The 22660-nt window shown below is 63.3% G+C and carries 16 protein-coding genes and 2 tRNA genes; 8 read left to right on the top strand and 10 right to left on the bottom strand.

All coding sequences use genetic code 11. The features are described from left to right. Positions 1-32: 32 nt before the first annotated feature. From bamA to lysS, 4 genes are read right to left on the bottom strand one after another with little or no spacing between them, the layout of a single operon-like run. Complete coding sequence (gene bamA / locus GGQ74_RS12690) at positions 33-2720, bottom strand: outer membrane protein assembly factor BamA (RefSeq protein WP_245168245.1); 2688 nt, start codon at positions 2718-2720, stop codon at positions 33-35. Next, positions 2704-3393: an ABC transporter ATP-binding protein gene (locus GGQ74_RS12685; RefSeq protein WP_167941904.1), complete on the bottom strand. Its 690-nt coding sequence runs from the start codon at positions 3391-3393 to the stop codon at positions 2704-2706. Before GGQ74_RS12685 ends, bamA begins: the two co-directional genes overlap by 17 nt. Beyond that, a complete protein-coding gene (locus tag GGQ74_RS12680) occupies positions 3386-4624 on the bottom strand; it encodes a lipoprotein-releasing ABC transporter permease subunit (RefSeq protein ID WP_167941903.1) in 1239 nt (412 codons plus the stop codon). The genes GGQ74_RS12685 and GGQ74_RS12680 overlap by 8 nt, the downstream gene beginning before the upstream one ends. Further along, complete coding sequence (gene lysS / locus GGQ74_RS12675) at positions 4621-6138, bottom strand: lysine--tRNA ligase (protein WP_167942003.1); 1518 nt, start codon at positions 6136-6138, stop codon at positions 4621-4623. Before lysS ends, GGQ74_RS12680 begins: the two co-directional genes overlap by 4 nt. A 283-nt stretch (positions 6139-6421) precedes the next feature. On the opposite strand from lysS, the gene GGQ74_RS12670 reads away from it, so the two are divergent. The 3 genes from GGQ74_RS12670 (at position 6422) to GGQ74_RS12660 (ending at position 7859) form a co-directional block, all read left to right on the top strand. Then, positions 6422-6497, top strand: a tRNA-Asn gene (locus GGQ74_RS12670). A 407-nt stretch (positions 6498-6904) separates the two neighbouring features. Continuing rightward, a tRNA-Asn gene (locus GGQ74_RS12665) sits at positions 6905-6980 on the top strand. Positions 6981-7124: 144 nt separating this feature from the next. Next, entirely contained in the window at positions 7125-7859 is a 735-nt protein-coding gene (locus GGQ74_RS12660; RefSeq protein WP_167941902.1) for a tetratricopeptide repeat protein, read from the top strand. Between the two features lie 78 nt (positions 7860-7937). On the opposite strand, the gene GGQ74_RS12655 is transcribed toward GGQ74_RS12660, so the two are convergent. After that, positions 7938-9758, bottom strand: a complete 1821-nt coding sequence (locus GGQ74_RS12655; RefSeq protein WP_167941901.1) for a methyl-accepting chemotaxis protein — start codon at positions 9756-9758, stop codon at positions 7938-7940. A 256-nt stretch (positions 9759-10014) separates the two neighbouring features. Continuing rightward, positions 10015-11331, bottom strand: coding sequence for an L-cysteine desulfidase family protein (locus tag GGQ74_RS12650; RefSeq protein ID WP_167941900.1), 1317 nt, complete (start codon positions 11329-11331; stop codon positions 10015-10017). Positions 11332-11503: 172 nt separating this feature from the next. Between GGQ74_RS12650 and GGQ74_RS12645 the strand changes: the two genes are divergently transcribed. The 4 genes from GGQ74_RS12645 to GGQ74_RS12630 all read left to right on the top strand — a co-directional run bounded on the left by GGQ74_RS12645 (position 11504) and on the right by GGQ74_RS12630 (position 15734). After that, a complete protein-coding gene (locus GGQ74_RS12645; RefSeq protein WP_167941899.1) occupies positions 11504-12733 on the top strand; it encodes an EAL and HDOD domain-containing protein in 1230 nt (409 codons plus the stop codon). A gap of 119 nt (positions 12734-12852) precedes the next feature. Next, on the top strand, positions 12853-14013 hold the full coding sequence (locus GGQ74_RS12640) for a Re/Si-specific NAD(P)(+) transhydrogenase subunit alpha (RefSeq protein ID WP_167941898.1): 1161 nt from the start codon (positions 12853-12855) through the stop codon (positions 14011-14013). A gap of 46 nt (positions 14014-14059) precedes the next feature. After that, positions 14060-14344, top strand: coding sequence for an NAD(P) transhydrogenase subunit alpha part 2 (locus tag GGQ74_RS12635; RefSeq protein WP_167941897.1), 285 nt, complete (start codon positions 14060-14062; stop codon positions 14342-14344). A 4-nt stretch (positions 14345-14348) separates the two neighbouring features. Continuing rightward, positions 14349-15734, top strand: coding sequence for an NAD(P)(+) transhydrogenase (Re/Si-specific) subunit beta (locus tag GGQ74_RS12630; protein WP_167941896.1), 1386 nt, complete (start codon positions 14349-14351; stop codon positions 15732-15734). Positions 15735-15894: 160 nt separating this feature from the next. Here GGQ74_RS12630 and GGQ74_RS12625 read toward each other — a convergent pair whose 3' ends face one another. From GGQ74_RS12625 to GGQ74_RS16195, 4 genes are all read right to left on the bottom strand, one after another. Continuing rightward, positions 15895-17709 (bottom strand): DAK2 domain-containing protein, encoded by a 1815-nt coding sequence (locus tag GGQ74_RS12625; RefSeq protein ID WP_167941895.1) that lies wholly within the window; start codon positions 17707-17709, stop codon positions 15895-15897. 119 nt (positions 17710-17828) lie between these two features. Further along, on the bottom strand, positions 17829-19241 hold the full coding sequence (locus GGQ74_RS12620) for a class II fumarate hydratase (RefSeq protein WP_245168244.1): 1413 nt from the start codon (positions 19239-19241) through the stop codon (positions 17829-17831). Between the two features lie 27 nt (positions 19242-19268). After that, positions 19269-20477 carry a DNA polymerase IV gene (locus tag GGQ74_RS12615; RefSeq protein ID WP_167941894.1) on the bottom strand — a complete coding sequence of 403 codons (1209 nt, stop codon included), beginning with the start codon at positions 20475-20477 and terminating at the stop codon, positions 19269-19271. A gap of 176 nt (positions 20478-20653) precedes the next feature. Further along, positions 20654-21208: an OmpH family outer membrane protein gene (locus GGQ74_RS16195; RefSeq protein ID WP_209280168.1), complete on the bottom strand. Its 555-nt coding sequence runs from the start codon at positions 21206-21208 to the stop codon at positions 20654-20656. 193 nt (positions 21209-21401) lie between these two features. Here GGQ74_RS16195 and lhgO point away from each other — a divergent pair, with 193 nt between their 5' ends. Further along, positions 21402-22601 carry an L-2-hydroxyglutarate oxidase gene (gene lhgO, locus GGQ74_RS12605; protein ID WP_167941893.1) on the top strand — a complete coding sequence of 400 codons (1200 nt, stop codon included), beginning with the start codon at positions 21402-21404 and terminating at the stop codon, positions 22599-22601. The last annotated feature ends 59 nt before the right edge of the window (positions 22602-22660 follow it).

Here is a 22660-nt window from a genome sequence, read left to right as displayed (position 1 = left end):
GCGACCACGGGGCGCGGGTTTGCCCAATTATTCTAGAAGAACTGGCCCATGGAGAATTCGAGCTTGCCCTTGCCGCCCTGATCGTGGACTTCGTCGAGGGCGTAGCCGTATTCAAGGCGCAGCGGACCGAAGGCCGAGTACCAGCGGATACCGCCGCCGACGCTCTTCTTCCAGTCCAAATCCATGGATTCGTCGTCATCCCACACGTTGCCCGCGTCGAAGAACACCACGCCCTTCACGCCAAGGTCCTCCAGCAGCGGGAAGAGGTACTCCAGATTGACGAAGGCCATCTTGTCGCCGCCGATACGGTCCCCAGTCGCGGGGTCGATAGGCGAAATCCGGCGGGAACTATAGCCACGCACGGAGTTGATACCGCCGAGGTAGAAGCGCTCGAAGACCGGAATCTCGTCGCTGCCGTTCTCGAAGGCGTAGCCGAAGCGTCCGTGCACGTGGAAGGTGGTGTCGAGCCACAGCGGGAAGTACTGGCTGTGCTCGGCGATGAGCTTGATGAACTCGTCGTCGCCCAGCAGCGCACCACCCGCGTATTCCAGCGAAAGGCTGGAGACGGAACCGGAGGTGGGATCGAGACGCTGGTCCGTGGTCCGGCGCTTGATGCCGAAGGTCATGGAGCTCAGCCAGTGGTTGCCCTCGACCTCGCGAATTTCCCACGCAGCGTCATCCTGCACCTCGGACACCTCGTAGTTTTCGAGGCGGTAGTTCCAGATGAAGTTGGTGTACTCGCCAAGGGGGTAGCCCATGCGCACACGGCCGCCCACGGTATCGCGGTCGTAGTCGTCCCAGTCAACCTTGGTCAGGTAGAGGTCGCCGCCCATGGACAGCGGGGAGTCGTTGACCTGCGGGTTGGTGAAACTGATGTTGTAGTTGGAGTCGGACCCGCCAATGGTACCGGTGAAGCCGGTGTAGTAGCCCTTTCCGAAGAGGTTTCGCTCCTCGATGGAACCGGCGAGGAAGCCGCCGTCGGCGCTGGAGTAGCCCACGCCAGCGGACAGGCGACCCGTGTTCTTCTCCTTCACCTTGACCTTGAGGTCCATAAGGCCAGGCTCGCCGGTGGGAACCGGCTCGATGTCGGCGCTATCGAAGTAATCGAGGTAGCCGAGGCGCTGGCCGGAACGACGCAGCATGGAACCGCTGTAGAGGTCGCCGTCGGAGAGTCGCATCTCGCGGCGGATGACGTTGTCGCGGGTCTTGGAGTTGCCCTCGATGATGACCTGACGGATGTAAATCTTATCACGCTTGCGCAGCTCGAACTCGATGTCGACAGTCGCGGCCTCGCGGTTGGGCGACAGGTGGTAGTCGGCCTCGGCGTAGGCGTAGCCGTAGTTGGAGTAGTACTCCGTCAGCCGCTGCGAGTCGCTATGCAGCACGGAACGGTTGAAGTAGTCGTCCTCGGCGGCGAGATCGTCGATGCGGGTGACCTCGGCGAGCTTCTGCTCGCTTTCGAGAATGTCGCCCTTGAAGGCGATGTTGCCGACCTTGTAGCGGGTGCCTTCCTCGACCTTGAAGGTAATGTAGATGCCGTCGTCCTCGTAGCGAACCTCAGGCTGGCCGACCTTTACGTCGATGAAGCCGTGGTTGCCGTAGTAGGCCTCAATGGCGGCGCTATCGCGGGTGAGGAGGTCTTCCTTGAGCACGCCGGAACCGGTGATCCACGAGAAGATGCCGCGCTCGTCGAGAGCCAGCTCGCCCTTCAGATCATCCTCGTCCATCTGCTCGGCACCCTCGATGGCGATGCCACGGATGTAGAGCTTGTTGCCTTCCTTGATGCGAATGTTCAGGCGGGCCTGCTTGGCGTCGGACTCCTCAAGCTCGTAGGTGACCTCGGCCTTGTAGTAGCCCTTCTTGCGGTACTCCTCGCGAATCTTGGTCAGATCGTCGGCGAGCACCTTGGGGTTGAGGACCGCGCCGGTCTTGGTGGACATGAGTTCCAGCACGTCGTCGGCGTCAAGTTCCTCGTTGCCGAGGATGCTCACGGCCTGAATGCGCGGACGCTCGCTGACCACGAAGGTCAGCTTGATGCCGTCCGGCAGGTCGTCCATGCGGGCCTGCACGTCCTCGAAGTAGCCAAGCTCGTACACGCGCTTGATTTCCTCGTTGAGGGCCTTGGGATCGTAGATGTCGCCCTGCCGAGTGCGCAGGCGCATGAGCACGACGTCCTTTTCGAGAACCTTGGTGCCCTCGACGTCGATGACGGCGATGCTCTGCTTGCGCAGAAGCTCCATGCGAACCTTGTCCGCGAGCTCCTGAATGGCGGGGATGACGTTGATCAGCCCTTCCTTGACCACGAACAGCGGCTTGGGGGGCTTGAGACCGAAGGCCTCCACGAGACGGACATCCAGGCTGAGGGTTTCCCCAAGCTGATTGAAGCTGCCGTACAGGGCGTAGTTCGCCCCGGCGAGCAGCGCAATGTCCTTCGCGGACGCGAGGTCGAGATATTCGATGTCGTTCTGTTCAAGCAGCTTGAACATATCGTCATGCCCCACCACGTCGAAGCCCAGCTCCTTGAGCCGGTCATTGAGGAGTTGGGGCAGGCTTTGCTTCAGGTAGTCGAGCTGCTGGTCGGCGCGAACCTCAAAGGGCAGCACAACGACCTTGAGCCGCACGGCTTCCGCAGCCTCGGCGGCGGGTCGGATACCCGCGAGAATTGCGCACGCCGCAAGGCAGGCGCACAAGAGCCGCATCCGCTCAATCAACTTGTTCATAGAGTTCTCCGGAGCGCAGTTCCAAGCGTCTGTTCATTTTCAGGGCCAGATCGTGGTTGTGCGTAACGACGACAAGCGTCATTCCAAGTTCGTGGTTGAGATCGAAGAGCAGGCTTCCTATCTTCTCGCCATTTCTTTCGTCCAGACTGCCGGTGGGTTCATCGGCCAGAAGCACCTTGGGCCGCAGGAGGATAGCCCGGGCGATGGCCGCCCGCTGACGCTCTCCGCCGGAAAGCGTCGTCACGCGGTGGGAAGAGCGTCCCGACAACCCCGTGAGCGCCAGCGCCTCCTCGGCGCGAGCAAAGGCCTCGGCGCGGGACATGCCGGAGATGATTCCGGGCATGGCCACGTTTTCGAGTGCCGAAAATTCCGGGAGCAGATGGTGGAACTGAAAGACGAAGCCGATTTCCCTATTGCGGAAGCCGGCCCTTTCGCGGCCATTCAGTCGCACGAGATCCTTCCCCCGGAAATGGACCTCCCCCGACGAGGGTGTTTCGAGCGTCCCGAGAATATGCAGCAGCGTGGACTTGCCGGAGCCGGACGCCCCGATGATGGCGAGAGTTTCGCCCTCCTCCACGCGCATGTCGATATTGCGCAGAACAACAACCTGTTCGCCGGGTCCGGCAAACTCCTTACCAACAGCCCGCAATTCATACAACGGGAAATTATTCATGGCGCAAGGCCTCGGCAGGCATCAGCCGCGAGGCCTGCCGCGCGGGATAGATGGTGGCGATGAAGCACAGGCCGAGGGCCGAAATGCCGATAATCACCATGTCCAGCCATTCGAGGAGTACCGGCAGGTGGTCCATGGAGTAGATGCCCTTGGGCAACTCGATGAACTGGTACTTCTGCAGCAGCCAGCACAGGGTCAGGCCCAGCGCGTAGCCGAGCGCCGTCCCCGCGACGCCGATAATCATCCCCTGCAGCATGAAGATGCGGCGGACGCTCTCGCGCGTGGCACCCATGGACATGAGGATGGCGATGTCGCGCGTCTTCTCCATGACCAGCATGACCAGCGTGGTGACGATGGAAAACGAGCCGACCAGCACGATCATGACCAGAATCACGAACATGCCCACCTTCTCCAGCTTGAGCGCAGCGAAAAGGTTGGCATTCATCTCCTGCCACGAACGCACGTAGAACGGATAGCCGCCCACAGCCTGCGAAACCTCGCGTCCGATCTGCGTGGCGCGGTCCACGTCGTCCACGCGAAGCTCAAGGCCGTTGACCACGTCGTCGCCAAGGCTCAAGAGTTCCTGCGCGGCGGGGATGGTGACGTAGGCGAGGGACGAGTCGTACTCGTACATGCCAGTCTTGAACACGCCGACGACGCGGAAGATGCGCACCGTGGGCACATAGCCCGCGGACGTCCTCTTTCCGGCCGGAGACAGCAGATTCACGAGGCTGCCGCGCGCAAGGCCGAGCCGCTTGGCAAGCTCGTCGCCGATGATGATGCCAGGAGGGCCGTCGGGACCGTAGCCGGAGACCAGATCCTCCAGCGCCCCCTGATTCATGTCGCGAGCCAGACTGAGCACGGTTCCGGCGGACGCGGGATCGATGCCGCGCAGAACCACGCCCTTCACGCCCTGACGCGTGCTGAGCATGACCTCGTAGTACACGAAGGGCGTCACGCCGGTGACGCCCTTCACGCTTGCCGCCCTGCGGCTGGTCTCGGCACGGTCGGGGATTCTCCCGTCAACGCTGGACACCACGAGGTGCGCGTTGACGCCGAGAATCTTGTCCCGCATGTCGGTGCTCATACCGTTCATCACCCCCAGAACCACGATCAGTGCAGCCACGCCGAGGGCCACGCCGAGAATCGAGATGACCGAGATGACCGAGATGAACGCCTGACCGCGGCGTGCGATCAGATACCTGAGGGCGATGAACGATTCGAAGCTCATGATCCGGAGCCGACCTCCGGCCGAAGCAGCGGGAAGAGGATGACCTCGCGGATGCTGGCGGAATCCGTCAGCAGCATGACAAGGCGATCGATGCCGACGCCCTGTCCCGCAGCCGGGGGCATGCCGTACTCAAGGGCGCGGACGTAGTCCGAGTCCATGTAGTGGGCTTCCTCGTCACCGGCTTCCTTCTCCTTGACCTGATCCTCGAAGCGCAGGCGCTGATCGACGGGGTCGTTAAGTTCGGAGAAGGCGTTGCCCAACTCGCGACCGGTGATGAACAACTCGAAGCGGTCGGTGATGGTGGGATCCTCGTCGTTACGGCGCGACAGCGGCGAAATCTCCGTGGGATACCCATAGATGAAATGCGGCTGGATGAGGCGCGGCTCCACGAAGATGTCGAACAGCTTGGCCTGAACCTTGCCGAGCTTTTCGCCCTGGACGACCTTCTCGCCTTCCTTCTTCACCAGCGCCACGGCCTTGTCGTAGTCCTGGTAGATTTCGGGGGAGATGCCACCGATCTTCTCGATGGACTCGTGGAAGCGCATGCGCGTCCACGCGCCGAGGCTCAGGTCGATGATTTCGCCCTGATAGGGAACCTTCGTCGTGCCGCAGGCCTCCATGGCAACGTGGGCGAACAGCTCCTCGGTGAGATCCATGAGGTCATGGAAATTGGCATACGCCCAGTAGAATTCGCACATGGTGAATTCGGGGTTGTGCCGGGTGGAGATGCCTTCGTTGCGGAAGTTGCGGTTGATCTCGTAGACCTTCTCGAAACCGCCGACCAGAAGCCGCTTGAGGTACAGCTCGGGCGCGATGCGCATGTAGAGCTTCATATCGAGGGCGTTGTGGTGCGTCTCGAAGGGCTTGGCGGTCGCACCGCCCGGAATGGGCTGGAGCATGGGCGTCTCCACTTCGAGGAATCCCTTGGAATCCATGAAGTTGCGGAAGGCGCGCACGATCTTGGTGCGGGTCTCGAAAATCTGCTTGGTCTTCTCGGTGACGATGAGGTCCACGTAGCGCTGGCGGTAGCGGGTCTCGACGTCCTTGAGGCCGTGGTACTTCTCGGGCAGCGGGCGCATGGACTTGGTCACCAACTGCACGGAGTCGGCCAGAACGGTCAGCTCGCCGGTCTTGGTGCGGAACAGTCTGCCATGCACGCCGACGATGTCGCCGAGGTCGAATTTCTTGAAAATATTGTAGGCATCAGGGCCGATCTCGTCGCGAGCGACGTAGACCTGCATGCGGCCCGTGGCGTCCTGCAGGTGGAAGAACGCCACCTTGCCGAACGACCTGTGGGCCACGATTCGGCCGGCAATCGCAAACTTTTCCTCCAAGGCCTCAAGGGCCTCGCCGTCATGCTCGCCATAATTTTTGACGATGTAGGCGACGTCGGTATCCTTACGGAAGGAATTGGGGAAAAGGGGCACGCCTTCATCAAGAAGCGTGCACGCCTTGCCGACGCGGTTCTTGAGGACTTCGTTGAGTTCGTCGTTCGCCTGCATCGCGCGGAGCATGGGCTGGAACTGTCCAACGAAGGGGGACTTGACGGGAAGCTTTATCTGCTTTTGCTGAGGCTCGTTGCCTGTCGTGCTCAAGGTACTCTCTCCAAACCGTGACATTCATCGTGAAAGAACCCGAGAGGTTTATTCGGATTGACGTCCGGCGTCAAGAACGGCTCTCGGCGCGCCGCCCCCACCGCCACGAACTTTTTTTACATGCCCCAACGTTTTCCCCTTGACGGTTCGCGGCGAAAAACCTAATAACCCAACTCGCGGACGGCGTGATCGTCCCAAGCATTCCCCGGTAGCTCAATAGGCAGAGCGGGTGGCTGTTAACCACTAGGTTCGCGGTTCAAGTCCGTGCCGGGGAGCCAGAATTTCAAAGGTCCATGTTTCGGCATGGACCTTTTTTCGTACCCTGCCGAAGCCGCCCCCATGCCAACTTCCGCCACGCTCGGCGGCCCCGCCGTTTCCATCCATCCCGCTCATGGACGCTTAACACGTTTTGCCCCTGTGCAAAACGACAAACATGCCCACCGACCCGCGACCACGGATACAGCCGAGCAACTCCGCAGACCGCCGCCTTTTCCCCACTGCCGCACATTTGTTTCTCCGATGGCGACCGCCACCTTCCGCGTGGGACCTAACCGCCCCGCCGCCCCATCGCTTCACGTGCCCGCCCCACGGACTTTTTCAACTTTTTCATTTTTTGCGCTTGACGTCGATGGTGAATACGCCTAAACACGCTCTTCGCAACGGCGGCAACGCACGTGCGCAACATTCCCCGGTAGCTCAATAGGCAGAGCGGGTGGCTGTTAACCACTAGGTTCGCGGTTCAAGTCCGTGCCGGGGAGCCAGACTTCAAAGCCTCCATCGCAAGATGGAGGCTTTTTCTTTACCTGCGCCTCAAACGCGAAAATGACGTTCGCCATCGACGGATTGCCGCCTTGCGACTATGCTATCATGACGGGACCCCAAAAGCCCGCCGAAGGAAGATTCGCATGCCCTATCCACAGACGCTCGGCGTCTTCTCGAAGCGCCCCCCCGCGAAAACGGGAACCGGAGGCACGACGTCGGACAAGGCGTCCGCGACCTACTGGTACGTGCGGCGCATCGACGACAATGTCTACGAGGTCCAGCCGCTCAACTCCAACAACATCCCCGCCGGACTGCGCACCCACCTCTCCAAGGGCGACTTCATCCGCCAGTTCACCCCGGAGCCAGGGTTCTACGAACAGCGCACCCTGCCGCTCCTGCGCTCCCTGCAAAAAAAGCTGGAACTTGGCGCACGCTACCTCGACGAGCGCCTCCTCGGCCCTGCCGAACGCGAATTCATGAAGGCGGCCATGATCGACGAGGAGAACGTCGAGGCCAATCTCGGCCTCGGCACCATCTACTGCGAGCAGGGCAAGACGCAAAAACTCACCAAGGTGCTGCGCATCCTCATGAACAACGACGACACGTTCCGCGAGGAGCAACGCCACCTCTTCAACACCTTCGGCATGAGCCTGCGCAAGCAGGGCCTCGCGGACGAGGCCGTGGCCTACTACGCCCGCGCCCTCGCCATGAACGAGCACGACGAGAATCTCCACTTCAACATCGCCCGCGCATTCCATCAGCGGGGGCAGGCCGGAGACCGCACCCTGTGCATCCGGCACCTGCGCCATGCGCTGGAATTGAACCCCGGCTTCGACGAGGCCCAGCGGTTCCTCGATTTCTGCGAAAACCAGTCGTAACGCACCGGGCAGAACAAAGGCCCCGTCCGCACACGAACGGGGCCTTGGGGTGACTGCCGCGTTTCACAGACGCCGTCGCTATCCGGCCGCCTGACCTTCCTCCTTGAGCTGCTGGACGAGGGTCTTCAGCGCCTCGGCCTGCTCCGCAAGCTCCTGAAGGGCGATGACGGACTCGGACACGCCGCGCGCCGTCTCAGTGGTGATGATGTTGATTTCCTCGATGGAACGGTTGATCTCTTCGCTAGCTGCAGACTGCTCCTCCGCGGCGGCGGCGATGCCCTGAATCTGCTCGGCCGAGGACTCGGTCTCCTGCACGATCTCGTTGAGCACCTTGCCCGACTGGTTGGAGTAATCCACCGCCTGCTCCAGATCCTGAAGCGCCTTTTCCATGGACGTCACATTCTCCTCGGCCACCCGCTGGATGGCGACGATGGAATCGCCCACTTCCTTGGTCGCGCCCATGGTCTTCTCGGCCAGCTTGCGCACCTCATCCGCGACGACCGCAAAACCGCGCCCCGCCTCTCCGGCGCGGGCGGCCTCGATGGCCGCGTTCAGCGCCAGCAGGTTGGTCTGATCCGCGATGTCGGTGATGACGCTCATGATGTTGCCAATGGCCTGCGCCTGTTCATCCAACTGCGCCATGTTTTCCTTGAGCAGTTCGGCCTGCTTGTAGGTGGTATTCATGGCCTTCACCGAATGCCCCACCACCTCTGCGCCGTGCTGGGCCTTGTTCTTGGCCTCGGCTCCGCGCTCGGCGGCGCTGCCCGCGTTCTGGGCGACCTCAAGCACCGTGGCGTTCATCTCCTCCATGGCCGTGGCCGTGGTCTGGATGCGTTCCTTCTGCACATCGGCACCCTGACGGATTTCCTCGGACTGGCTGGAAATCTCCTCGGTTGCGGCGGAAATGCGCTCCACCACCGTCTCGAGGCGCATGGCGGCCTGAAGCATACCCTCGCTGCGCGCCAGATTGGCCCTCTTGCGCGCCTCTTCGGCCTGCTCCATGGCAACCTCAGCCGCGTGGGCCTTTTCCTCGGCCTCCTGCGTCTTGAGGGTGATTTCCTCGATGTTGGCGCTAAGTGTGGCAGCCATCGCATTCAGGGACCGGCTGAGCATGGCGGCCTCGTCGCGCCCGGACTCGTCAAGGGACACGCCGTACTCCCCGGCGGCAATGTCCGTAGCGGCCTGTGTGGCGGCCTTGATGGGAATGACGATACTGCGGATGATGAACAGCACGGCGGGCACGATGACGCCGAGAAGCAGCACCACGATGGCGATGACGATCACGCGCGTGTTGCTGCTGACGATTTCGTCGATATTCCCGGCGATGCGCGCCTTTTCCTTCTCGATGTTGTCGATGTACACGCCGGTGCCGATCCAGAACGTGGTCCCCGGAATGGGCATGGCGTAGGCCATCTTGGGCTGCTTGCCCGCGCCGGGCTTGTCGTACACGTACTCGACGAATCCGCCGCCCTGCTGCGCTGCCTTGTACAGTTCACGCAGGTAGTACTTGCCATTGGGGTCCTTGGAGTCGCCACGGTCCGTGCCCTGCATGGCGGGCTGGATGGGATGGACAATGTTGATCGTCCCTTCGTAGATGAAATAGTAGCCGGACTCGTCTTCCTCGAAGCGGATCTTCTTGAGCGCCGTGCGCATCGTCTCGATGGCCTGATCGCGGGGGGCGCCCTGAAGGATATCGCCGAGCGCCCGAGCGATGGACGACGAGCCGACGGATATCTTCTCCTTCTGCCCCTTGAGCATGATCTCCTGCACTTCGCTGATGCTGATTTCCTGCACCTTCGCGGAATTGTACAGGAAGGCAAGGATAACCCCGACGATGAACACCACCATCGCGATCATTGCAATGGAAATGCGCACGCCGATCACCATTCTACGCAACATGATGCCACCCCCAATGTTCGATTGGTCCCATTGTCCCAACATTACCCGCATGGTCACTGCCGTGCAACGATTTTCATCCGGCGTACTGGACACGCCATATCAGACCTTTTCACTCAACAATTCAAAGTTAAGCATAAAGCCAGTTATCGTCAATCATTGCGTGCGCTCATGTGCGCGATCAAGGATTCCATACGCTCAAAGGCCCCTCGACGCGTGGCGTCGAGGGGCCTTCCGAACATCGCGGGGCCTCGTGCACTCAATATCCGGAGAAGCGTTTCTCCAGCATGATCTTCAGAATCGTGCGGTCCGTCTCGATCATCCCCTCGGTCGAAAGCGTGCCGATGTTCTGCATGGTCTTTTCGGGCGAGGGGCCGATGATGCCATCGGTCTCCCAGACGTTCACGCCCTGAAGGGCAAACAGCGCGGCCTGCACCGCCGTTCCGGCCGCAGTGGCCAGCTTGAGCGCGCACCCGGCCTTGGCCCCGTCGCAGATCACCCCCGCAAGATCGCCGGTGAGATTCTTGATCGCACCCGCCACATGACGCGCCGAACCGCCAAGCAGGAGCGCGACACCCGCCGTCGCTCCGGCTCCGGCGGCCACGGAACATCCGCACACTGCGGACAGCCGCCCCGTGTAGGCCTTGACGTAGGCGGTGACGACATGGCTAAGCGCCACGGCGCGGAGCATATCCTCCTCGGTACAGGCCACGTAGTCGTATACCGCCCGGATGGGCAGGATGGCGGTCAGGCCATGGTTGCCGCTCCCGGCGGAACTCATGGCCGGAAGCCGGGCACCGCCCATCCGCGCATCGGCGGCGGCGGAGGTCAGAATGCGAGCGGCCTGCACCATGTCGCGACAGATGAGTTTCTGGCGCACCAACCGTTCGAGGGTCCGCCCGACGCCAAGCCCAGGATCGTTGCGCAGGCCGTATTCGGCCAGCCGCATGTTGGTATCCACGCCCTCACGCAGAAAAACCAGATCGTCCGCATCGAGTCCGTCGAGAAGTTCCAGCAGCCGGTCGAGGCTTTGCGCCTTCAGCCACTCTTCGAGGGCGCACAGCCCGCCCTTGTCCACCCCCCGCTTCGACGCGACGAGCGGAGAATCTGCCACCGGCTGCCCATTGCGAAGCAGTGTGGTGATATTGTCGTGGACGCCCTCGATGACCGCCTCGGCGGTGTCGGCACCACTGCGGATGAGCACACGGATGAACAGCCCCTTGCGGTCCTCCAGCAGGTTCACCAGCACCCGTGCGTCCCGCACACAGGCGCGGGTCCGGTCCACGGCGGCATCGTCCACGGTGTCCAGCACCTCCAGTCCGCGCGAGGCATCCCCGCCAAACGCACCAAGCGCAGCAGCGGTATCGAGACCGACCAACCCACCCGTCCCGGGAATGATGACCGCGAGGCCATTCTTGTAGATATTGGGATCGACCCAAACCTCGATGGCGTCCGGCTCCGGGTGATCGAGCAGGGATGCGGCCGCCGCCGCGGCAAGAGCTATGGCCACCGGCTCCGTGCACCCAAGCGCGGGCGCAACCTCCATGAGCAGAATATCCTTGATGGAAAACGTCATCGGCTTGCACCCTCCGAAGCCATTCAAAAAACATTTTAAAATAAAGACATACGATACGAACGCAATACGTTCGGTTCCACATGCGGTCAAGCAGGTTCGCCGAACTCTTGGCACGTCACTCAAGCTGCGCTACAGTCGACATAAACCGCCAAGCGTCCAGCAGGAGATCGGCATGCACCGCGAACCGACCACCTCAAACAACGTTCTCGCCACATTCTTCACCCGGCAGCCCATCTTCGCGACGGACTACACCGTGTGGGGCTACGAGCTTGTGTTCAGCACGGAGACCGGCCGGGAACTGGACGAGCTCCTCCCCCCGGCGCCGACCGACGCCGGAGCGCGATTCACGGCCACCAGCCTGTGCGAAGCGGGCAAGACCGTGCTCATCGACTTCAGACAGAACGCGCTCTCGGCCATGCCTCCGGGAAAGACCGTCATCGTCATCCCGGACCAACCCATGAACGACGACCTCGAAATGGTCTTCACGCTCCTCAAGCGCCGCGGATACGCCGTGGCCATCGACACGGATGAAAGCTTTCTCCCGCAGGAAACATCCGTCCGCCTCGCGGACTTCGTGCTCATCGACACCATCGCCTGCGACGCCCGCAGAATCGAGGCCATCCGCGAACACTGCCAGAACGGTTCGCAGCTCGTCGCGCGCCATGTGCAGGATCGCCAGCATCTCGCCGAAGTCCGCGCCGCAGGCTGCGTACTGTTCTCCGGCCCCTTCTTTGCCGTACCGGAAAACCTCGACCGCCGGGAACTCACCTCACACGAATCGTCCCGCTTCCAATTGCTCGAAATCATCGAGCGCGCCGAAGAGGACTTCGACGAACTCTCCGCTGCCATCCGCAACGACGCGGCGCTCAGCTACCGCCTGCTCACCTACCTCAACTCCGCCGCGTTCAGCTTTCCCGAACGGATCAACTCCATCAAGCAGGCCGTGGTCATCCTCGGCTGGAAGCAACTCAGCCACTGGCTGCGGATCATCGTCTTCACCGACCTGAACCCCGACATCCGGACCGAGGAACTGCTCATCACGGCCCTCAAGCGTGCGAAGTTCTTCGAAATACTCGCCAGAGCAAAAAAGTCCCCGGACTTCGACCCCGACCAGATATTCCTGCTCGGGCTGTTCTCCATGCTCGAATCCATCCTCGAAATGCCCATGAACGCCATCGTAGCCCGGCTCCCCCTCTCCCAGGAGTTGCGCGACGCGCTCCTCGGCGCGCCGTCCCCGCATCGGGATTGGCTCGACATGGTGAACTGCTACGAACTTGCAGGCTGGGAACGCCTCGAATCCATCGTGGCGGGCCTCGGGTTCGACTTCGCCACCATCACCAACGCCTACAACGCCGCCCTCGCATGGGCCGACGCCTTTACCCGCCATTCCTCGAGCGCGTGAGCGCCCCTCTGCGTCCAACCCAATCCTTGCCTACGCAATAGATAGTCTTCCGACCCGAAATGATTTACACATGACGCGCTTCAGAAGGGTCAACCAGCGCAATAAGGAGATTACGCGACATGAATGTGGCAGTTCCAAGGGAAACCTTTCCCGGCGAAAGACGCGTGGCCATCGCACCGGCTGCGATTCCGGGCCTCGTCAAGGCCGGTCTTGGCGTCTTCGTCGAGACCGGGGCAGGCACGCAGGCGGGCTTCACCGACGCGGCCTACACAGAGAAGGGCGCAACCATCGTCCAGGACCGCGCGGACCTCTTCCGCATGGCCGACATCATCCTGCAAGTCCGCACTCCGGGAGCCAATCCCGAGGAAGGATCGCGGGACATCGAGCTTCTGCGGCCCGAGCACGTGCTCATCGGGCTCACCGATCCCTTCACGCATCCCGCCATTTCCCGCCGCGTCGCCGAAACGGGTGCCACACTCTTCTCCATGGAACTCATCCCGCGCATCACGCGGGCGCAGAGCATGGATGCGCTGTCGTCCATGGCCACGCTCGCGGGCTACCGCGCCGTGCTGCTGGCGGCAACGCACCTGCCCAAGATGTTTCCCATGCTGATGACCGCCGCAGGAACCATCACCCCGGCCCGCGTCTTCGTCATCGGCGTCGGCGTGGCGGGCCTGATGGCCATTGCGCAGGCCAAGCGCCTCGGCGCTGTGGTCGAGGCCTACGACGTACGCCCCGCCGTGCGCGAACAGGTCCAGAGCCTCGGTGCCAAGTTCGTCGAGATGGAGCTCGACGCCAAGGACTCCGAGGACACCGGAGGCTACGCCAAGGCCATGGGCGAGGAATTCTACCGCAAGCAGCGCGAGCTCATGGCCCGCGTTGTCGCCGCCAACGACGTGGTCATCACCACGGCGGCCATTCCCGGACGCAAGGCTCCGGTGCTGGTCACCCGCGATATGGTCGAATCCATGCATCCCGGTTCCGTCGTCGTGGACCTCGCCGCGCTCACCGGCGGAAACTGCGAACTGACGCGCCCCGACGAGATCGTGGACCACAACGGCGTCACCATCCTCGGCCCCACCAACGTTCCGTCGGACCTCGCGCGCGACGCGAGCCAGATGTACGGCAAGAACATCACCACACTGCTTCTCTCGATGATGAAAAACGGCGCGCTCGACATGAACCGCGACGACGAGGTCGTCTCCGGCACCATGGTCACCCACGGGGGCCACGTGGTTCATCCGCGCATCGTCGAATGTCTGGAGCAGTGCTACGAATAACCGCCCCCCTGCGCGCTGACCGCGCAGGCATTCTGGGAGAGTCCGAATGGAAACCTTCGTCATAGGCCTCACGATCTTCGTCCTCGCGGTCTTCGTGGGATTCGAAGTGATCACCAAGGTTCCGCCGACGCTGCACACGCCGCTGATGTCCGGAACCAACGCCATCTCCGGCATCACCCTCGTCGGCGCGCTCATCGCCGCGGGAAGCGAGCATTCCCTGACCTCGACCATCCTCGGCATCGCTGCACTGGTCTTCGCCACCGTCAACGTGGTGGGCGGCTTCATGGTCACGCACCGCATGCTCGCAATGTTCCAGCAGAAGAAGAGGTAGCCCCATGAACCTGTCCATCATCAACCTCGTCTACCTCTTGGCCTCGGTCCTGTTCATCCTCGGCATCAAGGGCCTCACCCACCCCAAAAGCGCCGTGCGCGGCAACGTCCTGTCCGCCTTCGGCATGCTGCTGGCCGTGGCTGTGACGCTGTTCGACAAGAACATCCTGAGCTTCGAATACATCTTCGCGGGCATCGTGCTCGGCGCGGCCATCGGTGCCGTGCTGGCCATGAAGATCGAGATGACGGCCATGCCGCAGCTCGTGGCCCTGTTCAACGGCTTCGGCGGCGGCGCATCGGTCCTCGTGGCCGGGGCCACCCTCGTGCAGGCCAGCGGCGCCGCGCCCGGCCTCCAGTTCTCCATCGCCACGGCCCTTTCGGGCATCATCGGCGGCGTGACGTTCTGGGGCAGCTTCGTGGCATTCGGCAAGCTCCAGCGGCTGTTCCTCGAAGGCGCATGCAGCTTCGGCGGCCAGCGCCTCGTGAACCTCGCACTGGCAGTAGTCACGGTGGGCCTTGGCGTCTACGTCTCCATCGTCCCCGAAGACATCACCGGCTACTGGGTGATGGTCGGCGCGGCGTCGGTGCTCGGCGTGCTGCTGACCATGGCCATCGGCGGCGCGGACATGCCCGTCGTCATCGCCCTGCTCAACTCGTACTCCGGCATTGCCGCCTCGGCCACGGGCTTCGTGCTCGAAAACAACATGCTCATCATCGCCGGCTCGCTGGTCGGCGCGTCCGGCATCATCCTGACCAAGATCATGTGCCGCGCCATGAACCGCTCGCTGACCAACGTCCTCTTTGGCGGTTCCCTCGGCCCCGGCGAAAAGACCGCATCGGCGGACGACGTATACGCGGGCAAGGTGAAGGCCACCTCCGGCGAGGAAGTGGCGATGATCCTCGACGGCGCGCAGCGCGTGGTCGTCGTGCCCGGCTACGGCATGGCCGTGGCGCAGGCCCAGCACGCCGTACGCGACCTCATGAACCAGTTGGAGGCGCGCGGCACCACCGTGGAATTCGCCATCCACCCCGTGGCCGGACGCATGCCCGGACACATGAACGTGCTGCTGGCCGAGGCCGAGGTGCCCTACGACAAGCTGCGCGAAATGGACTCCATCAATCCCGAGATGAGCCAGATCGACGTGGCCATCGTCCTCGGCGCCAACGACGTGGTCAACCCGCTGGCCAAGACCGATCCCGCAAGCCCCATCGCGGGCATGCCGATCATCAACGTGGACGAATGCCGCACGGTCATCGTGGTCAAGCGCAGCCTCTCGCCGGGCTTTGCACGCATCCCGAACCCGCTCTTCTCCGCGGACAACGCCCTCATGTACTTCGAGGACGGCAAAAAGGCCGTCCAGCAGATCTGCGAAGCCATGAAGGAACTCTAGCCTCACGGTTCCATCCCGAACCCACGAAGGGGCCACAGGCGCGTTGCGCCTGTGGTCCCTTTTTCGTCACCCTCATCAGCCAAGCAAAAAACGAAGGCCCCACGCTCAAGCGAGCGTGGGGCCTTCATGATATGTCTGCGTCCCTCAGCAGCGAGGAAAACTAGTCGCCGAGCACAGCCACGGCCGCCGCGCCAAGGCCGGAATAGCATCCCAGCACGGGCGAAGCCTCCATGGAGTACAGCGGCTCGACGCCGAACACCGACCACAGCAGGTCCGCATAGCGACGAGCGGTCTCCGGAGCGGCCACGTGGGCCACGGCGAAGCGCAGGTTGCGCTTGTCCTCGGCAACCTTGCGCACGTTGCGCATGAGAATGCCACGCGCGTGGTGCACGCCAAAGCCCTTGCCGATGACAGTGGCCTTGCCGGTGACGGGATGGAAGGTCAAAACGGGCTTGATGTTGAGCGCCTTGGCCACCACGCCCATCTTGCGGGACATGCGGCCGCCGCGCACGGCGAAGTCCAGTGTTTCGAGCGTCACGAAGATGCGCACGCGGCTGGCGGCGTCGCGCGCCACGTCGGCAACCTCTGCGGCATCGAGACCGCGTGCTGCGGCAAGGGCCGCCTCGCGCACCACAAGGCCGAGGCCGACGGTAAGGTTGTTGCTGTCCACCACCGAAATGCGATCATCGGCCAGGGTCGAGGCCATGGTCCGCGCACCCTGGAAGGTGCCGCTGTTGGCGGCGCACAGATGCACGGAGACGATGTCCTCGTACTGGTCGAGCATGGACTCGTAGACGGTCTTGAATTCGACAGGTGCGGGCTGCGAGGTCTTGGCGGATTCCGACACGCGCAGGCGGTCATTGAATTCCTCGGCCGTGATGTCGACCTTGTCGAGGAACTCCTGCCCGTTGAGATTGAGCGTGAGCGGCGCGACGCCGATGCCGTACTTGCGCAGGAACGGTTCGGGCAGGTCACAGCAGGAATCGGTAACGATGCCGACCTTCTGCCTCGCCTTGGCCACGAGGTCGCGATGCTGCTGGAGCATGTCGTCGATCTTGCGGCGGGACATCTCGCCGTATGCGGCGGCGATCTCGAAGACGCGCTCCGGCTCGTTGGAATGGACGTGAATGCGCACCGTCTCGGACGTTCCGGCCACGATCAGGCTGTCGCCGATGGCGGAAAGCTCGCCACGCAGGGCGTCACGATCGATGTCCTTGCCGGTGAGCATGCATTCCGTGCAGAAGCGGAAGGTCAGTTCCTCCACCGCCACGCGCTCCTGCGCCCGGCCGCTGCCGCTGCCCTTTTCGCCGATGATCTCGCGCTCGACCTTCATATCCAGTCGGCCGCGCTCGACAAAATCGACAATGCCGTCCAGCAGGTACACGAAGCCCTGCGCACCGGCATCGACAACGCCCGCTGTCTTGAGGGACGCGAGCTTGTCTGTGGTCTCCTTGAGCGAGGTCTGGGCGCGGCGCAGGGAATCCTGCAACAGCTCGGGAAAATCGCGATACTTGTCGCAATTGTCCTTCAGATGATCGGCCCAGTCGGTGATGACGGTCAGAATCGTGCCCTCACGCGGGTTGGCCATGGATTCCTTGGCACGTCGTGCGGCTTCGGAGGCGGCCTCGGCGAATTGCTTGGGCGTGATGCGGCACAGATCCTTCACACCCTCGGAAAAGCCGCAGAAGAACTGAGCAAGGATGACGCCGGAATTGCCACGCGCACCAAGCAGCGCGGATTCGGCGATGGTCTTGCTCATCTTGTCGATGGACTGATCGAGGGACTTGGAGGCGCCGTCCACGATGGAGCGCATGGTTCCGGCCATGTTCGAGCCGGTGTCTCCGTCGGGCACGGGGAAGACATTGATTTCGTCGAGGTGACGATGCTTGTCGATAAGGCGCTTCGCCGCAGCGAAGAGAATACGCTTGAAGCGAATGCCGTCTATGTACTGTATTCTGTTTGGCGTAGGAGCCATGGGTTCTCCTCTATGCGCTGGAAATGATGCGGCGGGCGCAACCGCCCCTTGCCGCATCTGGCACATATATCTTTTGGACACATGTGGCAATCCGATTATTGCATATGCAACTAAATCCGTCAGTCACCGGGCAACGGTCCGACCATGTCCAACGGCCTGACAATGGCGTCGAATTCCTCGCCCGAGAGCACGTCCAACGCCACGCACGCCTCGCGTAGCGACACGTGGCGTTCCTGCGCAAATTTTGCCACGCGGGCCGCGACATCATACCCGACCACGGGCGCGAGGGCCGTGACCAGCATAAGCGAGCGCGAAACGTGGGCGGCGATGCGCCCCTCGTCCGGCTCCAGCCCGACGACGGCCCGCGCCGTGAAGGACGCCGTGCTCTCGGCAAGAATCCGGCACTGGGTGAGCACATCAAACGCGATGAGCGGCTTGCAGACATTGAGCTCGAAATTTCCCTGCGCACAGGCAGCGGCCACAACGGCATCAAGCCCCACGACCTGCATGCAGGCCATGCACAGCACCTCGCACTGCGAAGGATTGACCTTGCCGGGCATGATGCTCGACCCCGGCTCGTTGGCGGGCAAGCGCAACTCGCCGATGCCGCAGGCCGGACCGCTGGCCAGCCAGCGGATGTCGTTGGCGATCTTATTCAGGGCGCAGGCCAGCGTGCGCATCGCGGCACTCACGCCACCCAGCGCGTCGTGCGCGGCGATGAGCGCGAAACGGTTGCGGGCAGGAATAAAAGGGTATCCCGTCTCCCGCGCCAACTCGTCGATCACGAGCCGCGCGAACTCCGGATGCGCGTTCAGCCCAGTCCCCACGGCCGTTCCGCCAAGCGGCAGTTCCCACAGCGGAGTGAGCGCCCTGCGCAGACCTTCCGTCGCCGCATCGACCTGCGCGGCATAGCCCGAAAATTCCTGACCGAGGGTGATGGGCACGGCGTCCATGAGATGCGTGCGCCCGATCTTGACGATGCCAGACCACGCTTCGGCGCGGGCGGCCAGTTCGGCACTAAGCGCCTCGGCTGTGGGGATGACGCCGCTGGCGAGGGCATCGGCGGTGGCCATGTGCATGGCGGCGGGAAAGACGTCGTTGGTGGACTGGCAGCGGTTGACGTGATCGTTGGGGTGGACGGGCGTCTTGCGGCCCGGCTCCTCTCCGGCCAACTGCGCGGCCCGGTTGGCCAACACCTCGTTGACGTTCATGTTGGTCTGGGTGCCGCTACCGCTCTGCCAGATGGACAGCGGGAAATGCTCGTCGAGGTGCCCCCCGACGCCCCCGCGCGCGGCCCGGTCCACAAGGGTGGCCACGGCCTGCGGCACGAGGCCGAGACGGGCGTTGACCCGCGCGGCAGCGCCCTTGATCCGGCACATCGCGCGCACGATGGGCACGGGCATGCCCTCGCCCTGCGGAAAATTCTCCAGCGCCCGCTGGGTCTGCGCTCCCCACAGCCTGTCACGCGGAACCTGCACGGTGCCGAGGCTGTCCACCTCCACGCGCATCATGTCATCCGACCGACCGCTCATGACACCTCCCCCGGCCCGCAGGCCGCGTCAGTCGTCGCCGTCGAATCCGAACACGAGTCCCCGTTGCACGGCGTCGCGCCCGAAGCGCTGCCGAATGGCGTCCATGGCCCTGTCGAGTTCCGCGCCGCGCGGCTTTGCGTCAACGGCTCGCGGTGCGCCGCCCGCAGACTGCGCAGGCATCTCGAACAGGCTCAACTGCCGCTGCGGCTGATTGAAGTTCGACACCCCCACCCCGATGAGCCGAACCCGCTTGCGTAGCGCCTCGGCATCCAGCAATTCGCAGGCGGTATCGAAAATAACACCCGTCACATCGGTACAGTCAGGCAGCGTCCGGCTACGGGTGCAGGCAGTGAAATCCGCGTACTTGAGCTTGAGGGTCACCGTGCGCCCACGGTAGCCGTGCCGCCGCAGGTCCGCCCCCACGCGCTCGGCCTGCACGAAAAGCCAACGCCGCAGCACCTCGCGATCCGTCGTATCCTCGTCCAGCGTATTCTCGGCGCTGGACGACTTCGGTTCGTGGTAGGGCACGATGGGCGTATCGTCCACACCGGATGCCCGCTCGTGCAGCAGGGCCCCCATGCGCCCAAGCCGCTGTACCCAGAACTCGGCGGAGCGCTTCAGGATGTCCCCGACGACAGTCACGCCGTAGAGCTTGAGCGTCTCCTGCGTGCGCGGGCCGATGCCCGGAATCTTCCGCACCGGCAAGGTCGCCAGAAATGCCGCCACCTCGTCCTCGGCGATGGAGAAGACGCCGTTGGGCTTGTTCATGTCCGATGCGATTTTGGACAGAAAACGGTTGGGGGCGATGCCGACGGAACAAGTCAGCCCGGTGGCTGCGACGATCTCGCTTTTGATGTGCGCCGCCAGCGCCTGCGGCGGCCCGAACAGCCGATCGGTGCCCGTGGCGTCGATGTAGGCCTCGTCCACGGAAACCTGCTCGACCAGCGGGGAGGTGGTGCGCAGAATGTCCATGACGATGCCCGACACCTCGCGGTAGCGGCGCATGCGCCCCGGCAGGAACACGCCATGCGGGCACAGCCTGCGCGCCGTGGCCGAGGGCATGGCGGAATGCACGCCAAAGACCCGCGCCTCGTAGGACGCGGTGGAGACCACGCCTCGGTGCGAACCGCCGATGATCACGGGCTTCCCCTTGAGGCTCGGATCGTCGGCCTGCTCCACGCTGGCGAAAAAGGCGTCCATGTCGACGTGCAATATGACTCTGCGCGATGTGTGCATGACACCTTGTGTTCGCACCCGGCGCAACGCCTGTCAACGCCGCGCCGACGGCAGGACTGACCGAACGCCGGGCATGCGAAAGGCCCGCACGGAATGTCCGCGCGGGCCTCGCAAAATGAACCGGGACGCCACGCCACGGATGCCACATCGGCATCGCGTGCGCACGTCCGGACGGTCTACTGGGCGGCGGGAGCCTCGGGAGCAGCTTCCTTCGCAGCCTCGGGGGCAGCCTCGGGAGTCGCCTCGGGGGCAGCGGTCTCAGCGGTGATGCCGAGGTCGATCTTGCGGGCGTTGAGGGCCTCGACAACGGCCTTGGTCGCGTCGGCGGTCTCGCCGTAGGACAGGGCCTGCTGCTTATTGAGGATGACGCTCACGCCATTCTTGGCGCGGTAGTCGTCCATGACGGACTTGAACTCGCCATTGAGCTTCTCGACGATGCGCTGCTGCTCGGAGGAAATCTTCTGCTGCAGGGCGATGAACTCGTCCTGAGCCTTCTTCATGGCGTCCTTGTCCATCTCGCCCTCGGCGGGCTGCTGGATGGCGGCAAGGCGCGCCTGCATCTGCTGCCCCATGCCGCGCAGGTACTCGCCGCCAGCGACGCAGGCGTCGCAGGTCTGGAACACTTCGGCGGGATCGACCAGCGCGATCTTTTCGGTCTCCTGCTTCTGGCAGCCGGCGAGACAGCCCATGGCCGCGAGAAGCGCGGCAGCGAACATCAGCTTGAATTTCATGACTTCTCCACAGGTTAGGTATACGTTGTAGACTGTTCCTTCTCCGAATCTCCAATCATTACGCTTCCCGACGCTTCATGGCAAGAGGTTGCACGCGCGGAACGTCCGGCACATCCATTTGTAAAACCTGCGAAAATGCATTACAAACCTGCCCTTCTGCGCACGTTCAACACATCCGCGAGGAATGCATCCGATGCACAAGGCACAGACCGTCATCTGCGGAGCAGGCATCATGGGCCTGACCATCGCCCGCGAACTGCTCTCCCGGGGACACGGCGACATCCTCATCATCGAAAAGGAACCCCACACCGGGGCGCACGCATCGGGCCGCAACAGCGGCGTGCTGCATGCGGGCATCTACTACGCACCGGGTTCCGCCCGCGCCAAGACGTGCATGGAAGGCAACCGGCTCATGCGCGAGTACTGTCGCGAAAAGAGCCTGCCCCTCGGGGAGAACGGCAAGGTCATCGTGACCACGGCCCCGGAGCAGCTCGCCGTCCTCGACGAACTTCACCGCCGCGCCCTCGCCAACGGAGCGGACGTGCGCATGGTCGATGAGCATGAACTGGCCGACATCGAACCCCACGCCAAAACCATCGACAGGGCGCTGCACTCGCCGCGAACTGCCGTGGTCGATCCCCGCGCCATCCTGAAAAGCCTTGCGGACGACCTGACGGCCACCGGCCGCGTGCGCCTGTTCCTCGACACCCGCGCCATCGGCCCGCGCCCGGACGGCAGGCTCGACACCACGGCCGGGCCAGTGGCCTTCGGGCACCTGATCAACGCCATGGGCGCGCATGCCGACACCCTCGCCCACGCCTTCGGAATCGGTCTGGACTACTGCTTCGTGCCCTTCAAGGGTGCGTACCGCCAGCTCGCCCCGGCCCGCGCGGAGCTTGTGCGCGGCAGCATCTACCCCGTGCCGGACATCCGCAATCCGTTCCTCGGCGTGCACTTCACGCGCGGCGTACACGGCGACGTGTACATCGGCCCAACGGCCACGCCCGCCTTCGGACGCGAAAACTACCACGGCATCGATGGCATCGGCCGCGAGGGCCTGTCCATCCTCATGCGCGATGCCACGCTCTTCGCCGCCAACCCCAAGTTCCGCTCGCTGGCCGTGGACGAGGTGCGGCGGATGGTCTTCGCCTGCTTCTTCCGCGAGGCACAGCGGCTGGTGAAGGGCCTCGAACCCACGGACATCCTGCCCTGCGCCAAGGTCGGCATCCGCCCGCAGCTGGTGGATACCCGCACCAATGAACTAGTCTCGGACTTCCTGGTCCTCGGCACCGGCAACTCGACGCACATCCTCAATTCCATCTCCCCGGCCTTCACCAGTTCCATGGCCTTTGCCCGCATTATCGCCGACGACCACCTCCCCGCCACCGTCTGACATTTCCTCTTTCAAAAAGACGAGGCCGCCGCGCACCACGCGCGACGGCCCCGTTGTCA

Source organism: Desulfobaculum xiamenense (genome assembly GCF_011927665.1).
Taxonomy (GTDB): domain Bacteria; phylum Desulfobacterota; class Desulfovibrionia; order Desulfovibrionales; family Desulfovibrionaceae; genus Desulfobaculum; species Desulfobaculum xiamenense.
The sequence above is the reverse complement of the archived record's forward strand: the minus strand, read 5'-3'. Positions and strand labels throughout refer to the sequence as shown.

What these genes read in the sequence shown, in the direction of transcription:
- bamA (WP_245168245.1), bottom strand. Translation starts at nt 2,720, where the DNA reads ATGAACAAGTTGATTGAGCGGATGCGGCTCTTGTGCGCCTGCCTTGCG.
- GGQ74_RS12685 (WP_167941904.1), bottom strand. Translation starts at nt 3,393, where the DNA reads ATGAATAATTTCCCGTTGTATGAATTGCGGGCTGTTGGTAAGGAGTTT.
- GGQ74_RS12680 (WP_167941903.1), bottom strand. Translation starts at nt 4,624, where the DNA reads ATGAGCTTCGAATCGTTCATCGCCCTCAGGTATCTGATCGCACGCCGC.
- lysS (WP_167942003.1), bottom strand. Translation starts at nt 6,138, where the DNA reads ATGCTCCGCGCGATGCAGGCGAACGACGAACTCAACGAAGTCCTCAAG.
- GGQ74_RS12660 (WP_167941902.1), top strand. Translation starts at nt 7,125, where the DNA reads ATGCCCTATCCACAGACGCTCGGCGTCTTCTCGAAGCGCCCCCCCGCG.
- GGQ74_RS12655 (WP_167941901.1), bottom strand. Translation starts at nt 9,758, where the DNA reads ATGTTGCGTAGAATGGTGATCGGCGTGCGCATTTCCATTGCAATGATC.
- GGQ74_RS12650 (WP_167941900.1), bottom strand. Translation starts at nt 11,331, where the DNA reads ATGACGTTTTCCATCAAGGATATTCTGCTCATGGAGGTTGCGCCCGCG.
- GGQ74_RS12645 (WP_167941899.1), top strand. Translation starts at nt 11,504, where the DNA reads ATGCACCGCGAACCGACCACCTCAAACAACGTTCTCGCCACATTCTTC.
- GGQ74_RS12640 (WP_167941898.1), top strand. Translation starts at nt 12,853, where the DNA reads ATGAATGTGGCAGTTCCAAGGGAAACCTTTCCCGGCGAAAGACGCGTG.
- GGQ74_RS12635 (WP_167941897.1), top strand. Translation starts at nt 14,060, where the DNA reads ATGGAAACCTTCGTCATAGGCCTCACGATCTTCGTCCTCGCGGTCTTC.
- GGQ74_RS12630 (WP_167941896.1), top strand. Translation starts at nt 14,349, where the DNA reads ATGAACCTGTCCATCATCAACCTCGTCTACCTCTTGGCCTCGGTCCTG.
- GGQ74_RS12625 (WP_167941895.1), bottom strand. Translation starts at nt 17,709, where the DNA reads ATGGCTCCTACGCCAAACAGAATACAGTACATAGACGGCATTCGCTTC.
- GGQ74_RS12620 (WP_245168244.1), bottom strand. Translation starts at nt 19,241, where the DNA reads ATGAGCGGTCGGTCGGATGACATGATGCGCGTGGAGGTGGACAGCCTC.
- GGQ74_RS12615 (WP_167941894.1), bottom strand. Translation starts at nt 20,477, where the DNA reads ATGCACACATCGCGCAGAGTCATATTGCACGTCGACATGGACGCCTTT.
- GGQ74_RS16195 (WP_209280168.1), bottom strand. Translation starts at nt 21,208, where the DNA reads ATGAAATTCAAGCTGATGTTCGCTGCCGCGCTTCTCGCGGCCATGGGC.
- lhgO (WP_167941893.1), top strand. Translation starts at nt 21,402, where the DNA reads ATGCACAAGGCACAGACCGTCATCTGCGGAGCAGGCATCATGGGCCTG.